This window comes from Mycobacterium sp. E3198 (genome assembly GCF_001667015.1).
GTDB lineage: Bacteria > Actinomycetota > Actinomycetes > Mycobacteriales > Mycobacteriaceae > Mycobacterium.
In genome coordinates this window covers 23,053-41,111 of sequence record NZ_LZIS01000114.1, presented here as the reverse complement: position 1 = coordinate 41,111, position 18,059 = coordinate 23,053, and the positions used below count along the sequence as shown (strand labels likewise).

The 18,059-nt window shown below is 72.5% G+C and carries 4 protein-coding genes and 1 pseudogene; 4 read left to right on the top strand and 1 reads right to left on the bottom strand.

Translation table 11 applies throughout. The features are described 5' to 3' along the window. Window positions 1–90: 90 nt before the first annotated feature. Window positions 91–1,623 carry an amidohydrolase gene (locus tag A5673_RS12945; protein WP_068232474.1) on the top strand — a complete coding sequence of 511 codons (1,533 nt, stop codon included), beginning with the start codon at window positions 91–93 and terminating at the stop codon, window positions 1,621–1,623. Then, window positions 1,616–4,419 (top strand): annotated as a pseudogene (gene lnt / locus A5673_RS12940) (apolipoprotein N-acyltransferase). The gene A5673_RS12945 and the pseudogene lnt overlap by 8 nt, the downstream one beginning before the upstream one ends. A gap of 15 nt (window positions 4,420–4,434) precedes the next feature. On the opposite strand, the gene rbpA reads toward lnt, so the two are convergent. Then, a complete protein-coding gene (gene rbpA / locus A5673_RS12930) occupies window positions 4,435–4,770 on the bottom strand; it encodes an RNA polymerase-binding protein RbpA (protein ID WP_068232398.1) in 336 nt (111 codons plus the stop codon). 160 nt (window positions 4,771–4,930) lie between these two features. Here rbpA and A5673_RS12925 point away from each other — a divergent pair, with 160 nt between their 5' ends. Then, window positions 4,931–5,293 (top strand): hypothetical protein, encoded by a 363-nt coding sequence (locus A5673_RS12925; protein ID WP_082958702.1) that lies wholly within the window; start codon window positions 4,931–4,933, stop codon window positions 5,291–5,293. Between the two features lie 313 nt (window positions 5,294–5,606). Continuing rightward, the gene (locus A5673_RS12920) at window positions 5,607–18,059 is read left to right on the top strand and encodes a type I polyketide synthase (protein WP_068232395.1); all 12,453 of its coding nucleotides are present in this window, start codon (window positions 5,607–5,609) and stop codon (window positions 18,057–18,059) included.

Sequence of the window (18,059 nt, the reverse complement as noted above, 5' to 3'; positions counted from 1 at the left end):
TTTTGCCCTGTGACGTCTGGTGATCACCCGCCCACCACGCTGCTGGTCAATGGCCGGGTGCACAGCCCGACCCATCCCGACGCGACCGCGATGGCGGTGCGCGGGGGCGTCATCGCCTGGCTGGGCAGCGACGACGTGGGACGCGGCCAATTCCCGGACGCCGAGGTGGAGGATTTGGACGGCGGCTTCGTCGCGCCCGGGTTCGTGGACAGCCACATCCACCTGACCGCCACCGGCCTGACGCTCAGCGGGCTGGATCTGCGGGCCGCCACGTCGCGCGCCCAGTGCATCCGGATGGTCGCCGAATACGCGGCGGCCCACCCCGGCCAACCGGTGTGGGGGCACGGCTGGGACGAATCGTCGTGGCCGGAGAACACCCCGCCGGCGACCGCCGAACTGGATGCGGTCCTCGGTGACCGGCCGGCCTACCTGGCCCGCGTCGACGTCCACTCCGCGCTGGCCTCGACGGGGCTGCGGCGGCTGGTCGCGGACTTGCCCGCGGCGGTCGGTTTCGCCCCCGAGCGGCCGCTGACCGGCGATGCCCACCACCTGGTCCGCAGGGTCGCCCGCGACCTGCTGACGCCCGGGCAGCTGGCCGAGGCCCGGACGGCCGCCCTACGGGCCGCCGCGGCGGCCGGCATCGTCGCGGTGCACGAATGCGCCGGCCCGGAGATCGGCGGCCTCGACGACTGGCTGCGGCTGCGCGAACTGGCCCACGGCGTCGAGGTGATCGGCTACTGGGGTCAGGCGGTGACCACGGCCGCCGAGGCGCGGGCGCTGCAAGACGAGACGGGCGCGCGCGGCCTGGCCGGCGACCTGTTCGTCGACGGGGCGCTCGGGTCGCACACGGCATGGCTGCACGAGCCCTACACCGACGCGCCGGACCGCGTCGGCACCTGCTACCTGGATCCCGACGCCATCGAGGCCCACCTGCGGGCCTGCACCGAGGCGGAGGTGACGGCCGGTTTCCACGTCATCGGCGACGCGGCGGTGTCGGCGGCGGTCGCCGCCCTGGAACGGGTCGTCGCCGACCTCGGGGTCGCCGCCGTCGCGCGCTGCGGGCACCGCCTCGAGCACGTCGAGATGGTCGACGCCGACCAGGCCGCCAAACTCGGCGCGTGGGGCGTCATCGCCAGCGTGCAGCCCAATTTCGACGCCCTGTGGGGCGGGGCCGACGGCATGTACGCGCGGCGGCTCGGCGACGAACGAGGCAGGCGGCTCAACCCGCTTGCGCTGTTAGCATCCCAAGGCGTGCCCCTCGCGCTAGGTTCCGACGCCCCGGTGACGGGCCTTGACCCGTGGGCGAGCGTGCGCGCGGCGGTCAATCACCGCACCCCGGGCAGCGCGGTCTCGGCCCGGGCCGCGTTCGCCGCCGCCACCCGCGGCGGCTGGCGGGCGGCCGGCGTCCGCGACGGGCAGACCGGCACCCTGGTGCCCGGCGCGCCGGCCTCGTACGCCGTGTGGGACGCCGGGACCCTGGACGTCCACGCGCCCCGCGACGCCGTCCAGCGCTGGTCGACCGATCCGCGCTCCCGGGTGCCCGCGTTGCCGCGCCTGGGCCCCTCCGACGCGCTGCCGCGCTGCCGCCGGACCGTCCACCGGGGCGCCGTCGTCCATGGCTAGGGAGTGGTTCGGACGCGAGGAGCGATCCGGCCAGGACCCGGAGCCCGCCCCGGTCTCCGAGGACCTGATCAGCGAGGAAGCCGAATCCGACCGCGACGAAGACCCCATCGAGGTGCACCCCGAGCCCGAGGAAGCGGAGCCCGACGCGCCGGGCCGGGCCGACCGGCTGGGTGCGCTCACGCGCCGGGCGCTGACGGGCCTGGCCGGGGCGGTGGCCGCGCGGCTGCCCGGCGCCCGCGCCGCGCTGGTGCCGCGCCTGCCGCGACTGGCGCTCACGGTCGTGGCCGGCCTGCTGCTGTTCACCAGCTTTCCCGTCGTGAATTGGTGGTGGGCCGCCGTCGTCGCCGCCGCGCTGTTGGGCTGGGTGCTGACGCGTCCGGCCACCACGGTGGCGGGCGGTTTCGGCTACGGGTTCGTGTTCGGGCTGGCCTTCTACGTGCCGCTGCTGCCGTGGATCAGCCTGCTGGTGGGCGCCGTGCCCTGGCTGGCGTTGGCGACGACGTGCGCGCTGTTTCCCGGTCTGTTCGGGTTGGGCGCCGTCCTCGTGCGGCGGCTGCCCGGCTGGCCGGTCTGGTTCGCGCTGGTGTGGGCCGCCGTGGAGTGGCTGAAGTCGGTGTTCCCGTTCGGCGGCTTCCCCTGGGGTGTGGTGGCGTTCGGCCAGACCCAGGGTCCGTTGCTGCCGCTGGTCCAGCTCGGCGGCGTCGCGCTGCTGTCGACGGCGGTCATGCTGGTGGGGTTCAGCGCCACCGCGATCGCGCTGGAGATCGCCACGTGGTGGAAAACCGGCCACGCCCGCAATGCCGCCGAGGCCCCGGGGCCGCCGCCCGCCGTGCTGCTGCCGGGCGTCTGCATCTGTCTGGTGTTGTTCGCCGCGGTGCTCGTCTGGCCGCAGGTGCGCCACGCCGGCGCCGGGGCGGGCGGCGACCCCTCCGTCACCGTCGCGGCGGTGCAGGGCAACGTGCCGCGGCTGGGTCTGGACTTCAACGCCCAGCGCCGCGCGGTGCTGGACAACCACGTGCGGGAGACCCTGCGGCTGGCCGAGGACGTGCGCTCGGGGGCGGCCCCACAACCCCAGTTCGTGATCTGGCCGGAAGACTCCTCCGACATCGACCCGCTGACCAACGCCGACGCCGCCGAACAGGTCGCGCGGGCCGTCGCGGCCATCGGCGCACCGATCTTGATCGGCACGGTGCTCGACGTGCCCGGCCGCACGCCGGACACCTCCACCTACACCAACACCGTCATCGTGTGGAACCCGGTCAGCGGGCCGGCCGACCGCCACGACAAGGAGATCGTGCAGCCGTTCGGCGAGTACCTGCCTATGCCGTGGCTGTTCAAGCACCTGTCCGGGTACGCCGACCGGGCCGGCCACATGGTGCCCGGCAAAAGCAGCGGGGTGGTGCACATCGCCGGGGTGCCGGTCGGGGTGTCCACCTGCTGGGAGGTCATCTTCGACAGGCAGCCCCGCAAGGCGGTCCTGGGCGGCGCCCAGCTGCTGGCAGTCCCCAGCAACAACGCCACTTTCGACAAGGCGATGAGCGAACAGCAGCTGGCGTTCGCCAAGGTCCGCGCGGTGGAGCACGACCGCTACGTCGTGGTCGCCGGCACCACCGGGATCAGCGCGGTCATCGCACCCGACGGCGGTGAGCTGGTGCGCACCGACTTCTTCGAGCCCGCCTACCTGGACATGCAGGTGCGGCTCAAGACCAAGCTGACGTGGGCGACCCGCTGGGCTCCGATCCTGCAGTGGGTTTTGGTGCTGGCGGCCGGAGCGGCCATTCTGGTAGGGATACGGCACAATGGATGGTTCGTGCGTCCGGTTCGCCGGAGGTCGCGGCCCCGCGGCGAACCGGCAGACGCCGGTACGCCCCCGGGCGAGCCCCCGCCCGACGAGGGCGACGCGCAGACCGCGCAAGACGCTGCGCCGGACGAGCGCGGCGGTGACGACACTCCGCCCGACGAGGGCGGGCACCCCGAATTCGGGCAACACAGAGGAGCTACATGACCACCGGCCAGTCGGCGCCCCGGGTCCCGGGCAGCCGTCCCAGCGAGCGCGTCCTGGTGATCATCCCGACGTTCAACGAGCGGGAGAACCTGCCGGTGATCCATCGCCGGCTCACCGACGCGTGCCCGGGCGTGCACCTGCTGATCGTCGACGACAACAGCCCCGACGGCACCGGGCAGCTGGCCGACGAGTTCGCGGCGGCCGACCCCGACCGCGTGCACGTGCTGCACCGCACCGCGAAGGACGGCCTGGGGGCGGCGTACCTGGCGGGATTCGCGTGGGGTTTGGGCCGGGATTATTCGGTGCTCGTCGAGATGGACGCCGACGGCAGCCACGCGCCCGAACAGTTGCACCTGCTGCTGGATGCGGTCGACGCCGGCGCCGACCTGGCCATCGGTTCGCGCTACGTCGACGGGGGCGCGGTGCGCAATTGGCCGTGGCGGCGCTGGGCGTTGTCCTGGACCGCCAACACCTACGCGCGGCTGGCGCTGGGCATCGGCGTCCACGACATCACCGCCGGCTACCGGGCCTACCGCCGCGAAGTCCTCGAGACGATCGGCCTCGACGGCGTGGACTCCAAGGGCTACTGCTTCCAGATCGACCTGACCTGGCGCACCGTCTGCAACGGGTTCGTCATCGCCGAGGTGCCGATCACCTTCACCGAGCGCGAACTCGGTGTCTCCAAGATGAGCGGATCTAACATCCGCGAGGCGCTGGTCAAGGTCACCCGATGGGGCATCGAGGGTCGGACGAACCGTCCCCGCGCGATCCGGGCCAACGACCGCAGCTAGCGACGCGGCCCCAGGTCAGCCGCGGCGGCGCGACCTGATCAGGTCGAGGCGCTCCTTGAGCAGCTCTTCGAGTTCTTCGACCGAGCGGCGCTCCAGCAGCATGTCCCAGTGGGTGCGCGGCGGCTTGACCTTCTTCGGCTCGGGCAGGTCGCCCTCGACGAGGGTGCCCTCCATGCCGTTGCGGCACAGCCAGGTGCCGGGGATGTCGGCGTCGTCGGCGAAGGGGACTTCGAACTCCTCGCCGTTCTCGGTGCGATACCGCGCGATCTGGCGCGGCGCGAGGTCGTGGTTGCGGTCGGTCTCGTAGCTCACGGCTCCAAGGCGACTGCCTCTCAGAACGCGATCGGCCATGGGTGCTACTCCTTCAGGTCCTGCGGGCTGGGCTGCAATTGTGTCCGCTTAAGCAAACGATATGACGGTCGGCGTAGTTCCCAGGCCGACACGCGGCATACGCGACGCGACCTTCAATGATACCGGGGATGTGAAACCGAGCCGACTACAGTCGGCAGGCGTGACTCGCCGCTCTCACCCGCAACCGTGCCGCTGGTGTGGTCGGGACGTGACCGACGCCGGCATGGGCCGCCGCCGCCAGTACTGCCGGCAGTCCTGCCGGCAACGCGCCTATGAGCAACGCGCCTCACTGACCCGGGGCTTGAACGCCGAAGGGGCGGCGGCCTTGCCCGCCGACGCGGTGGTGCTGTCGGCCGACGACGCGGCCGACCTGTCCGATCGCGTCTACCAGGTGCGATGCGCGGCCGAGGACGTCGCCACCGCGCTGGACGAGGGGGCCGGGGCGAGGGAACTGCGCGAGCTGTGCGACGAGCTGATCCGGGCCGCCCGCGCCGCCGACGGATGGCGCCGCGCGGCCGGCTAACCCGGTTTGACCACCGCCGATGGGTAGCCGAGTACAGTCGCGCCATGGGTGGCGGACCGGCCGTACTCGGGCGTACACGCGATGCCGGTCCTCCTCTAGCAGCCGGGAGTGTCGGACGTTTTTGAAATCGTGCCGGAGTTGGCCATACTCACGAGCGACATTCCTGGGTTCCAGAGCAGCGCGACGCTGGTCGAAAAATCCACGAGACCGATTCGTGCAGCAACTTCCGTGACTCGGCCGGGGCTCGGCAGCGGCCGCATCCGGCGGCGACACGACGGGCACCTGCCGGGTGAGGGTTAGGCGAGGTTAGTAGATGGTGGACCAACTCCAGCATGCGACCGAGGCGCTGCGCAAAGCGCTGGTCCAGGTGGAACGCCTGAAGCGCACCAACCGCGCGCTGCTGGAGCGGTCGAGCGAGCCGATCGCCATCGTCGGCATGTCGTGCCGCTTCCCCGGTGGGGTCGAGACCCCGGACGACCTGTGGCGGATGGTCGCCGACGGCCGCGACGTGATCACGGAGTTTCCCACCGATCGCGGCTGGGACGTCGCGGGGCTGTTCGACCCGGATCCCGACGCCCGCCACAAGACCTACGCCCGCACCGGGGGTTTCGTCGACGGCGTCGCGGACTTCGACGCGGCCTTCTTCGGGATCGCGCCCAGCGAGGCGCTGGCGATGGATCCCCAGCATCGAATGCTGCTGGAGCTGTCCTGGGAGGCGCTGGAGCGGGCCGGGATCGACCCCGCCGGGCTGCGCGGCAGCGCCACCGGGGTGTACGCCGGGCTCATCGTGCAGGGCTACGGCATGTTGGCCGAGGAGATCGAGGGCTACCGCCTGACCGGCATGACCTCCAGCGTCGCCTCGGGGCGCGTCTCCTACGTTCTGGGTTTGGAAGGCCCGGCGGTGTCGGTGGACACGGCCTGCTCGTCGTCGCTGGTGGCGCTGCACATGGCGGTGCAGTCGCTGCGGTCGGGGGAGTGCGACCTGGCCCTGGCCGGCGGCGCGACCGTCAACGCCACGCCTACCGTCTTTGTCGAGTTCAGCCGGCACCGCGGGCTGGCGCCGGACGGCCGCTCCAAGGCCTACGCCGGCGCCGCCGACGGGGTGGGCTGGTCCGAGGGCGGCGCCATGCTGGTCGTCGAGCGGTTGTCGGACGCCCAGCGGTTGGGTCATCCGGTGTTCGCGGTGGTGCGCGGTTCGGCGGTCAACCAGGACGGCGCGTCGAACGGGTTGACCGCACCCAACGGCCCGTCGCAGCAGCGCGTGGTGCGCGCCGCGCTGGCCAACGCCGGGTTGTCAACGGCCGACGTGGACGTGGTCGAGGGCCACGGCACCGGCACGACGTTGGGCGACCCGATCGAGGCGCAGGCGCTGCTGGCCACCTACGGCCAGGACCGCACCGAGCCGCTGTGGCTGGGGTCGATCAAGTCGAACATGGGCCACACGCAGGCCGCCGCGGGCGTGGCCGGCGTGATCAAGATGGTTCAGGCGATGCGCCACGACACATTGCCGGCGACGCTGCACGTGGATCAGCCCAGCCCGCATGTGGATTGGTCGGCCGGGGCGGTGTCGCTGCTCACCGAGGCGCGCCCCTGGCCGGCCGGCGACCGGGTTCGCCGGGCGGGCGTGTCGTCGTTCGGGATCAGCGGCACCAACGCGCACGTGATCGTGGAGGCCGTGCCCGCCGTCGAGCCGCGGCAGGCCGGGCCCGGGCCCGCGGTGCTGCCGTGGGTGGTGTCGGCAAAATCGCCGCGGGCGTTGCAGTCTCAGGCCGCCCGGCTGGCCGCGCATCTGCGCGCCCACGGCGATCTCGACGTTGCCGACGTGGCGTGGACGCTGGCGGGCCGGTCGAGCTTCGAGCACCGGGCCGTCGTGGTCGGCGGCGATCGGGACCGATTGCTGGCGGGCCTCGACGAGCTGGCCACCGACGAGCCCGTGTCGGTCATCCGCGGCACCGCCGCCCCCGCGGGCAAGACCGTCTTCGTCTTCCCCGGCCAAGGTTCGCAATGGCTGGGCATGGGTATCGAATTGCTCGACACCGCACCGGTGTTCGCGCAACAGATCGACGCGTGCGCCGAGGCCTTCGCCGAGTTCGTCGACTGGTCGCTGACCGATGTGCTGCGTGGGGCGCCCGACGCCCCGGGCCTGGATCGGGTGGACGTCGTGCAGCCGGTGCTGTTCGCGGTGATGGTGTCGTTGGCCGAACTGTGGAAGTCGGTCGGGGTGAGCCCCGACGCCGTGATCGGGCACTCCCAAGGCGAGATCGCCGCGGCCTACGTCGCCGGCGCGTTGTCGTTGCGCGACGCCGCGCGGGTGGTCACGCTGCGCAGCAAGCTGCTGCGCTCGCTGGCCGGCCCCGGCGGCATGTTGTCCATCGCCTGCAGCACCGAGCGCGCCCGGGAATTGCTGGCGCCCTACGGCAATCGGGTCAGCATCGCCGCCGTCAACGGCCGGTCCGCCGTCGTGGTGTCCGGTGACGTGGCCGCCTTGAACGAACTCGTCGCCTTCTGCGCCGACCTGGAGCTGCGCACGCGGCGGATCGAGGTGGACTACGCGTCGCATTCGGTCGAGGTCGAGGCGATCCGCGGTGAGCTCGCCGGGGCGCTGGCCGGCATCGAGCCGCGCTCGTCGCGCACGGCCTTCTTTTCGACCGTGACCGGGAACCGCTTGGACACCGCGGGTTTGGATGCCGAGTACTGGTATCGCAACATCCGGCAGACCGTTCAGTTCGACCAGGCGGTGCGCAGCGCGTGCGAGCACGGCTACCGGACCTTCATCGAATCCAGCCCGCATCCCGCGTTGATCGCCGGGATCGAAGACACGGCCAACGATTGCGGGGCCGGCGACGCCGAGGCCGTCGTCGTGCCCACCTTGGGCCGTGACGACGGCGGGCTCGAGCGGTTCCTGACCTCCGCGGCCACCGCGTTCGTCGCGGGACTGAGCGTGGACTGGCGGGGCGTGCTCGACGGCGCCGGCTTCGTGGAGCTGCCGACGTACGCCTTTGACCGCCGGCGGTTTTGGCTGTCCGGGGAAGGTGTCGCCGCCGACGCCGCCGGCTTGGGGCTGGGCACCAGCGAGCACCCGCTGCTGAGCGCGGTCGTGGAGCTGCCGGCCGCGGGCGGGGTGGTGTTGACGGGGCGGTTGTCACCCAGCCTGCAGGGGTGGCTGGCCGACCACGCGGTCTCCGGTGTGGCCGTGTTCCCCGGGGCCGGGTTTGTCGAGTTGGCGATCCGCGCCGGCGACGAGGTCGGTTGCTCGACGGTCGACGAGCTGACGCTGCAGGCGCCGTTGCTGTTGCCCGCCAAGGATTCCGCGTCCGGCTCGGTTGCTGTGCAAGTCGTGGTCGGAGCCGAGGAACACGACGGCCGCCGCAGCGTGTCGATCTTCTCGCGCGCCGACGCCGGCTCCGGCTGGGTGTGCCACGCCGAGGGGTCGTTGAGCACCGGCTCGGTCGACCCCGGCGCGGACCTGTCGGCGTGGCCGCCGGCCGGCGCGGTCGCGGCCGATCCGGCCGACGGCTACGAACTGTTGGCGGCGCGGGGATACGGCTACGGCCCGGCGTTCCGCGGACTGACCGCGACGTGGGTCCGCGGCGACGAGGTGTTCGCCGAGGTGCGGCTGCCCGAATCGGCCGGCAGTGTCACCGGATTCGGTGTGCACCCGGCGTTGCTCGACGCGGCGATGCATGCCCTGGTGCTGGGTCACCCGATCGCCGGCCACACCGACGAAGTGGTGCTGCCGTTCTCGTGGCAGGGCGTCTCGCTGCACGCCGCCGGGGCGTCGGCGGTGCGCGCGCGCCTCGCGCCGGCGGGGGCTTCGGCGGTGTCCATCGAGCTCGCAGACGGGCTCGGGCTGCCGGTGCTGTCGGTGCGGGCGATGGCGGCCCGCCCGGTGAGCGAGCAGCAGCTGCGCGCCGCGGTGTCCGGCGCGGGCCCGGACCGGTTGTTCGAGGTGGCCTGGTCGCCGGAAACGGCGACCGTCGGCAGCGCCGAGCCGCCCGCGCACAAAGTATTCGAATCAGTTGCGGCCGAAGGCGATCCGGTCGCCGGAGCGCACGACCGCACGCGCCGGGCGCTGGCCGCGGTGCAGGCGTGGCTGACCGAGCGCGACTCCGGCGTGCTGCTGGTGGCCACCCGGGGCGCGGTGGGGTTGCCGGGTGAGGACGTCACCGATCTGGCCGGCGCGGCGGTGTGGGGGCTGGTGCGCTCGGCGCAGACCGAGCACCCCGGCCGCATCGTGCTGGTGGATTCCGATGCGCCGCTGGACGATGGCGCGATCGCCACCGCGCTGGCGGTCGGTGAGCCGCAGCTGGTGCTGCGCGGCGGGACGGCGCATGTCGCGCGGGTGCGGGGCAGCCGCGCGGTCGACGGCATCATGACACCGCCCGCCGACGGGCCCTGGCGGCTCGGCATCAACAGCGCGGGCACCTTCGAAAACCTGCAACTGGAGCCGGTTCCGAACGCCGACGCTCCGCTGGAGCCGGGCCAGGTGCGGGTGGCGCTGCGCGCCATCGCCACCAACTTCCGCGACGTCATGATCACGCTGGGCATGTTCACCCACGACGCCCTGCTCGGCGGCGAAGGCGCCGGCGTGGTGGTCGAGGTGGGACCGGGAGTCACCGAGTTCGCGGTCGGCGACTCGGTGTACGGGTTCTTCCCCGACGGCAGCGGCACGCTGGTGCCCGGCGACGTGCGCCTGCTGGTGCCGATGCCGGCCGATTGGTCCTACGCCGACGCCGCCGGCATCTCAGCCGTTTTCACCACCGCCTACATGGCGTTCATCCACTTGGCCGAGGCGCGGCCAGGGCAACGGGTGCTGGTGCACGCCGCCGCCGGCGGGGTGGGGATGGCCGCTGTGCAGCTGGCGCGGCATCTGGGCCTGGAGGTTTTCACCACCGCCAGCCGCGGCAAGTGGGACACCTTGCGGGCCATGGGCTTTGACGACGACCACATCGCGGATTCGCGCAGCCTGGAGTTCGAGGAGAAGTTCCGGGCGGTCACCGGCGGTCGTGGCATGGACGTGGTGTTGGATTCCTTGGCCGGCGAATTCGTCGACGCCTCACTGCGGCTGGTCGCCCCCGGCGGCATGTTCCTGGAGATGGGCAAGACCGACATCCGCGATCCCGGCGCCGTCGCCCAGGAGTATCCGGGTGTGCGCTATCGCGCGTTCGACCTGTTCGAGCCCGGCCGCCCCCGCATGCATCAGTGGATGCTGGAGCTCGCCGGCTTGTTCGAGGCGGGGATCCTCAAGCCGTTGCCGGTCACGACGTTTGACGTCCGGCGCGCGCGCAGCGCGCTGCGCTACCTGAGCCAGGCCCGCCACATCGGCAAGGTCGTCATGACCATGCCTTCTGGACTGGCCTCCGGCACCGTGCTGATCACCGGCGGAACCGGCATGGCGGGTGCGACGCTGGCCCGTCATTTGGTGGCGCACCACGGCGTCCGGGACCTGGCGCTGCTGAGCCGCCGCGGCGCGGACGCGCCGGGCTGCGCCGAACTGATCGCCGAGCTGGAGGCCGCCGGGGCCCGGGTGCGGGCGGTCGCGTGCGACGCGGCCGACCGGGACGCGCTCGCGCGGGCCATCGCCGACATGCCGCTGTCGGCCGTCATCCATGCGGCCGGCGTGCTCGACGACGCGATGGTCACCTCGCTGACGCCGGAGCGCGTCGACGAGGTGCTGCGGGCCAAGGTCGACGCGGCGTGGAACCTGCACGAGCTGACCCGCGAGCTGAATCTGTCGGCGTTCGTGCTGTTTTCGTCGATGGCCGGGCTGGTGGGTTCGTCGGGCCAGGGCAACTACGCCGCGGCCAACTCGTTCCTGGATGGACTGGCCGCGCACCGGCGGGCGCACGGGCTGCCCGCGATCTCGCTGGCGTGGGGGCTGTGGGACCAGGCCAGCGCCATGACCGGTGGGCTGGACGCCGCCGACCTCGCCCGGCTGGGCCGCGACGGTATCCTCGCGCTGTCCTCGGCCGAGGCGATGGAATTGTTCGACACCGCGTTGATCGTCGACGAGCCCTTCCTGGCGCCCGCCCGCATCGATCTCGGTGCCCTGCGCGCCCACGCCGTCGCCGTGCCCCCGATGTTCGCCGACCTGCTCAGCGCTCCCACCCGGCGCCGCGTCGACGACACGCTGGCCGCCGCGAAGTCGAAATCGGCTCTCGCGCACCGCCTGCAGGGCCTGCCGGAGGACGAGCAGCACGCCGTGCTGCTGGACCTGGTGCGCTCGCACATCGCCACGGTGCTGGGCAACACCAGCGCCGAGTCGATCGACCCGGACAAGGCGTTCCAGGACTTGGGCTTCGATTCGCTGACGGCGGTCGAAATGCGTAACCGGCTCAAAACCGCGACCGGGCTGGCGCTTTCGCCGACGCTCATCTTCGACTACCCGACGCCCAACGGCCTGGCGGCCTACATGCGCTCCGAACTCGCCGGCGTGCCGCAGGAAATCAAGCAGGCCACGGTCGTGCGCGCCACCGACGACGATCCCATCGCGATCGTCGGGATGTCGTGCCGTTACCCGGGCGGGGTGAATTCGCCCGACGACCTGTGGGAGATGCTCACCGAGGGCCGCGACGTGCTCTCCGAATTCCCGAGCGATCGGGGCTGGAACCTGGCCGGCCTGTACAACCCGGACCCCGACGTTCCCGGCACCTGCTACACCCGCACCGGCGGCTTCGTGGACGGTGTCGCCGATTTCGACCCGGCCTTCTTCGGCATCACGCCCACCGAGGCGCTGGCCATGGATCCGCAGCAACGGCTGTTCCTCGAGTTGTCCTGGGAAGCGTTGGAGCGCGCGGGAATCGAGCCCGGCGGCTTGCGCGGCAGCGCCACCGGCGTGTTCGCCGGGGTGTACACGCAGGGGTACGGCATCGGCGCGGCGCCGGCCGCGGAGGGCTTCCGGCTGACCGGGCAGTCGTCGAGCGTGGCGTCGGGGCGCATTTCGTATGCGCTGGGGCTGGAGGGCCCCGCGGTCTCGGTGGACACGGCGTGCTCGTCGTCGCTGGTGGCGTTGCACATGGCGGCCCAGTCGCTGCGTTCGGGCGAATGCGACCTGGCCCTGGCCGGCGGCGTCACCGTCAACGCCACGCCGGACATCTTCGTGGAGTTCAGCCGCATGCGCGGGTTGTCGGCGGACGGCCGCTGCAAGGCCTACGCGGGCGCGGCCGACGGCACCGGATTCTCCGAAGGCGGCGGCATGCTCGTGGTGGAGCGGTTGTCGGACGCGCGGCGGCTCGGCCACCCCGTGCTGGCGGTGGTGCGCGGTTCGGCGATCAACCAGGACGGCGCCTCCAACGGCTTGACCGCCCCGAACGGCCCCTCGCAACAGCGGGTGCTGCGCGCCGCGCTGGCCAACGCCGGATTGTCCGCGGCCGAGGTCGACGCGGTCGAGGGCCACGGCACCGGAACGACATTGGGCGACCCCATCGAGGCGCAGGCCTTGTTGGCGACCTACGGCCAGGACCGCACCGAGCCCCTGCGGCTGGGGTCGATCAAGTCGAACATGGGTCACACGCAGGCCGCCGCGGGTGTCGCCGGGGTGATCAAGATGGTGCAGGCGATGCGGCACAAACTGCTGCCCGCCACCCTGCACGTCGACGAGCCCAGCCCCCATGTGGATTGGTCGGCGGGCTCGGTGTCGCTGCTGACCGAGCCCCAACCCTGGCCGGCCACCCGCGACCGCCGTGCGGGCGTGTCGTCCTTCGGCATCAGCGGCACCAACGCGCACGTGATCATCGAGGCCGCCCCTGTCGACGCCGCGCCCGCCGCGGAACGGCCGCAGCTACCGGTGACGTCGTGGGCGCTCTCGGCAAAGTCATTGCCGGCGTTGAACTCTCAGGCCGCTCGGCTGGCCGGGCACCTACGCCGGCACGGCAAACTCGACGCCGCCGACGTAGCGTGGTCGCTGGCGGGCCGCTCACACTTCGAGCACCGGGCCGTGGTCGTCGGCGCCGACCGCGACCAGCTGCTGTCCGGCCTCGACGAGTTGGCCACCGGCCAGGCCATCTCGGTCGTGCGGGGCACGGCGGCGCCCGGCAAGACCGTCTTCGTCTTCCCCGGCCAGGGCTCCCAGCTGCTCGGCATGGGACGCGAATTGCACGCCGCATACCCGGTATTCGCCGAGGCGTTCGACACCGTGCTGGGCGAACTGGACCAGCACCTGTTGCGACCACTGCGCGGCATCGTGTGGGGCCGGGACGAAAACCTCCTGAACACCACCGAATACGCGCAGCCGGCCCTGTTCGCCGTGGAAGTCGCCCTGTTCCGGCTGCTCGAATCCTGGGGCGTGCGGCCCGATTTCGTCTTGGGCCACTCGGTCGGTGAGATCTCCGCCGCACACGTGGCCGGCGTGCTGTCGCTGCAGAACGCGGCCGTCCTGGTCGCGGCCCGGGGCCGGTTCATGCAGGCGCTGCCGGCCGGCGGGGCGATGATCGCCGTGCAGGCCACCGAAGACGAGGTGCGGCCGCTGCTGACCCCCGACGTCGGTGTCGCGGCCGTCAACGGGCCCGCCTCCGTGGTGATTTCGGGCGCCCAAGCGGCAGTGGCCGCGGCGGCCGATCGGCTGCGCGCCGACGGGCGCCGCGTGCACCAGCTCGCGGTGTCCCACGCCTTCCACTCCCCGTTGATGGACCCGATGATCGACGAATTCGGCACCGTCGCGGCGGGGCTGGTGGTCGGCACGCCCACGATCCCGATCGTCTCGAACCTCACCGGGCAGCCGGCGGGGGACGACTTCGCCACGCCGGCGTACTGGAAGCGGCACGTCCGTGAGGCGGTGCGATTCGCCGACAGCGTCCGCTTCGTGCACGCGGCCGGCGCCAACCGTTTCCTCGAGGTCGGCCCGAGCGGCGGGCTGACGGCGGCGATCGAGGAGTCGCTCCCGGACGCCGCCGTCGCCACCATGTCGGCGCTGCGCAAGGACCGCCCGGAGCCGGCGACCCTGACCAACGCCGTCGCGCAGGGGTTCGTCGCCGGGATGGACGTGGACTGGCGCGCCGCGCTGGGGGCCGGCGGCTTCGTCGAGTTGCCCACGTACGCCTTTGACCGGCGGCGCTTTTGGCTGTCCGGCGACGGCGCCCCGGCCGACGCCGCCGGGCTGGGGCTGGCCGCCGGCGAACACGCCCTGCTGGGCGCGGTGGTGGAGCTGCCCGCCTCCGGCGGTGTGGTCCTGACCGGTCGACTCTCGCCGGCCGCGCAGGGCTGGCTGGGCGATCACGCCGTCGGCGGTGTCGTGCTGTTCCCCGGCGCGGGATTCGTCGAGCTGGCGATCCGCGCCGGCGACGAGGTGGGCTGCGGAATCGTCGACGAGCTGAATTTGGCTGCGCCGCTGGTGTTGCCGGCCGGTGGCTCGGTCGCGGTTCAGGTCGTGGTCGGCGGCCCGGACGATGCGGGCGCCCGCGCGGTGTCGGTGTTCTCGCGCGCCGAGGCGGGGTCGGGCTGGTCGCTGCACGCCGAGGGCGTCCTGCGGGCGGGGTCGGTGCAGCCGAGCGCGGACCTGTCGGCGTGGCCGCCGGTGGGCGCCGTCCCGGTGGACATCGGGGACGGATACGAGCAACTGGCCGAGCGCGGTTACGGGTACGGTCCCGCCTTCCGCGGCCTGACGTCGATGTGGCGCCGCGGCGACGAGGTGTTCGCCGAGGTCGCGCTGCCCGAGGACGCCGGGGTGTCGGTGACCGGGTTCGGGGTCCACCCCGCGATCCTCGACGCCGCGCTGCACGCCGTGATCCTCGCGTCGGACGACGGCGAGCTCGCGGCGGGTTCGATGCTGGTGCCGTTCTCGTGGCAGCAGGTGTCGTTGCACGCCGCCGGCGCGGCGGCGGTGCGGGCGCGGATCGTGCCGGTGGGCCCGTCGGCCGTGTCGATCGAGCTGGCCGACGGGCTGGGGCTGCCGGTGCTGTCGGTGGCGTCGATGGTCGCCCGGCCGGTGACCGATCAGCAGCTGCTGGCCGCGGTGTCGAGCTCGGGGCCGGACCGACTCTTCGAGGTCATCTGGTCCGCCCAGCCGCTGTCCGCGGTGCAGCCGGTCTCGGTGTCGGCCTGGGGGACGGCAGAATTCGATGCCGCCGAGGTTTCGGCGGTGCTGTTCGAATCGGCACCGGTGACCGGCGACGTCGTGACGGAGGTCTACGCGGCCACGCGCGCGGTCCTGCCGGTGCTGCAGTCGTGGTTGGCCCGCGACGGGGCGGGGACGCTGGTGGTGTCGACCCGCGGCGCGATGGCGTTGCCGGGGGAGGACGTCACGGATCTGGCGGGCGCCGCGGTGTGGGGCCTGGTGCGCTCGGCGCAGACCGAGCATCCCGGCCGAATCGTGCTGGTCGACACCGACGCTCCGCTGGATGCCGACGCGGTCGCGGCGGTGCTGGCGACGGGCGAGCCTCAGGTCGTGCTGCGCAACGCGACGGTCTACACCGCGCGGGTGCACGGCAGCCGCGCCGTCGGCGGCCTGTTGGTGCCGCCCGACGACGGGCCGTGGCGGCTCGGCATGAGCAGTTACGGCACCATCGAGAACCTGCGGCTCGAGCGCATCCCCGACGCCGACGCGCCGCTGGGCCCCGGTCAGGTGCGGGTCGCCCTGTCGGCCATCGCCGCCAACTTCCGCGATGTGATGATCGCGCTGGGCCTCTATCCCGACCCCGACGCGGTCATGGGCATCGAGGGGTCCGGCGTCGTGGCCGAAATCGGGCCGGGCGCGGGACGTTTCGCGGTGGGCGACCGCGTCATGGGCCTCTTCCCGGACGGCACCGGAACGATCGCCACCACCGACCAGCGACTGCTCGCCAAGGTGCCGGCCGGCTGGTCGCACACCGCCGCCGCGACGGCCTCGGTCGTGTTCGCGACGGCGCGCTACGCGCTGGTGGACCTGGCGGGCGCGCGGCCCGGCCAGCGGGTGCTGGTGCACGCCGCCGCCGGCGGGGTCGGGATGGCGGCCGTGCAATTGGCCCGCCACCTCGGCTTGGAAGTGTTCGCGACGGCCAGCCGAGGCAAGTGGGACACGTTGCGCGCCATGGGTTTTGACGACGATCACATCGCGGACTCGCGCAGCCTGGACTTCGAGGAAAAGTTCCGCGCGGTCACCGGTGGGCGCGGCGTGGACCTGGTGCTCGACTCGCTGTCCGGCGATTTCGTCGACGCGTCGCTGCGGCTGGTCGCCCCCGGCGGGATGTTCCTGGAGATGGGCAAGACCGACATCCGCGAGTCCGAGGCCGTCGCCCGCGACCACGCCGGCGTGCGCTATCGCGCCTTCGACCTCTTCGAGGCCGGCCCGGAGCGCATCGCCCAGCTGCTCGACGAGTTGGCGGCGCTGTTCGGCGAGGACGTGCTGCAACCGTTGCCGGTCACCAGGTTTGACGTGCGGCGCGCTCCCGCGGCGCTGCGGTACCTGAGCCAGGCCCGCCACGTCGGCAAGGTCGTGATGAGCATGCCCGGCGCCTGGGTGGCGGGCACGGTCCTGATCACCGGTGCCACCGGCATGGCGGGTTCGGCGCTGGCGCGCCATGTCGTGGCCCGGCACGGCGCGCGCCACCTCGTGCTGGTCAGCCGGCGCGGGCTGGACGCCCCGGGGGCTGCGGAGCTGGTGACCGAGCTGACCGCCGCCGGCGCCCAGGCGCAGGTGGTCGCCTGCGACGCGGCCGACCGCGAGGCCGTCGCCAAGGTGCTCGCCGACATCCCGGTGCAACGACCGCTGTCCGGGGTGATCAATGCGGCCGGGGTCCTCGACGACGCGGTGATCTCGTCGCTGACCCCGGAACGCATCGATGCGGTGTTGCGCGCCAAGGTCGACGCGGCGTGGAACCTGCACGAGCTCACCCGCGAGCTCGATGTGTCGGCGTTCGTGATGTTTTCGTCGATGGCCGGGCTGGCGGGCGCGTCGGGCCAGGCCAACTACGCCGCGGCCAATTCCTTCCTCGACGGGTTGGCCGCGCACCGGCGCAAGCGGGGGCTGCCGGCGATCTCGCTGGCCTGGGGCCTGTGGGATCAGGCCAGCGCCATGACCGGCGCACTGGGCGCCGCGGACCGCGCCCGCTTCGGCCGGGACGGGATCGTCGCGATGTCCTCCGACGAGGCGCTGGAATTGATGGACACCGCCCTGATCGTTGACGAGCCGTTCATGCTGCCCGCCCACATCGACCTGGCGGCACTGCGCGTCAAGTTCGACAACGGCACGTTGCCACCCATGTTCGTCGACCTGATCAACGCGCCGACGCGACGCCAGGTGGACGACTCGCTGGCCGCGGCGAAGTCGAAATCGGCCCTGCTGCAACGCCTCGAGGGGCTGCCCGAAGACGAGCAGCAGGACGTGCTGCTGGACTTGGTGCGGTCCAACATCGCCACCGTGCTGGGCAACTCCAGCCCCGAGTCCATCCATCCGGACCGGGCGTTCCAGGAGTTGGGCTTCGACTCGCTGACCGCCGTCGAGATGCGCAACCGGCTGAAATCCGCGACCGGGCTCGCGCTTTCGCCGACGCTGATCTTCGACTATCCCAACTCGGCCGCGCTGGCGGGCTACATGTACCGCGAGCTGGTCGGCAGCGCGGAGCAGCAGGCCCCGGCCGCCGCGCCCGGCGAGGCCGAGATCCAGCGCGTGGTGGGGTCCATTCCGGTCAAGCGCCTGCGCCAGGCGGGCGTGCTCGAACTGCTGCTCGCGTTGGCGAACGAGGCCGACAGCGGCGGTCCCGCGTCCCCCGCGGCGACCACCGAAACGGACATCGCGGGCATGGACCTCGACGCGCTGGTCAACGCGGCGTTGCGCGACGATGACGAAGAGTAG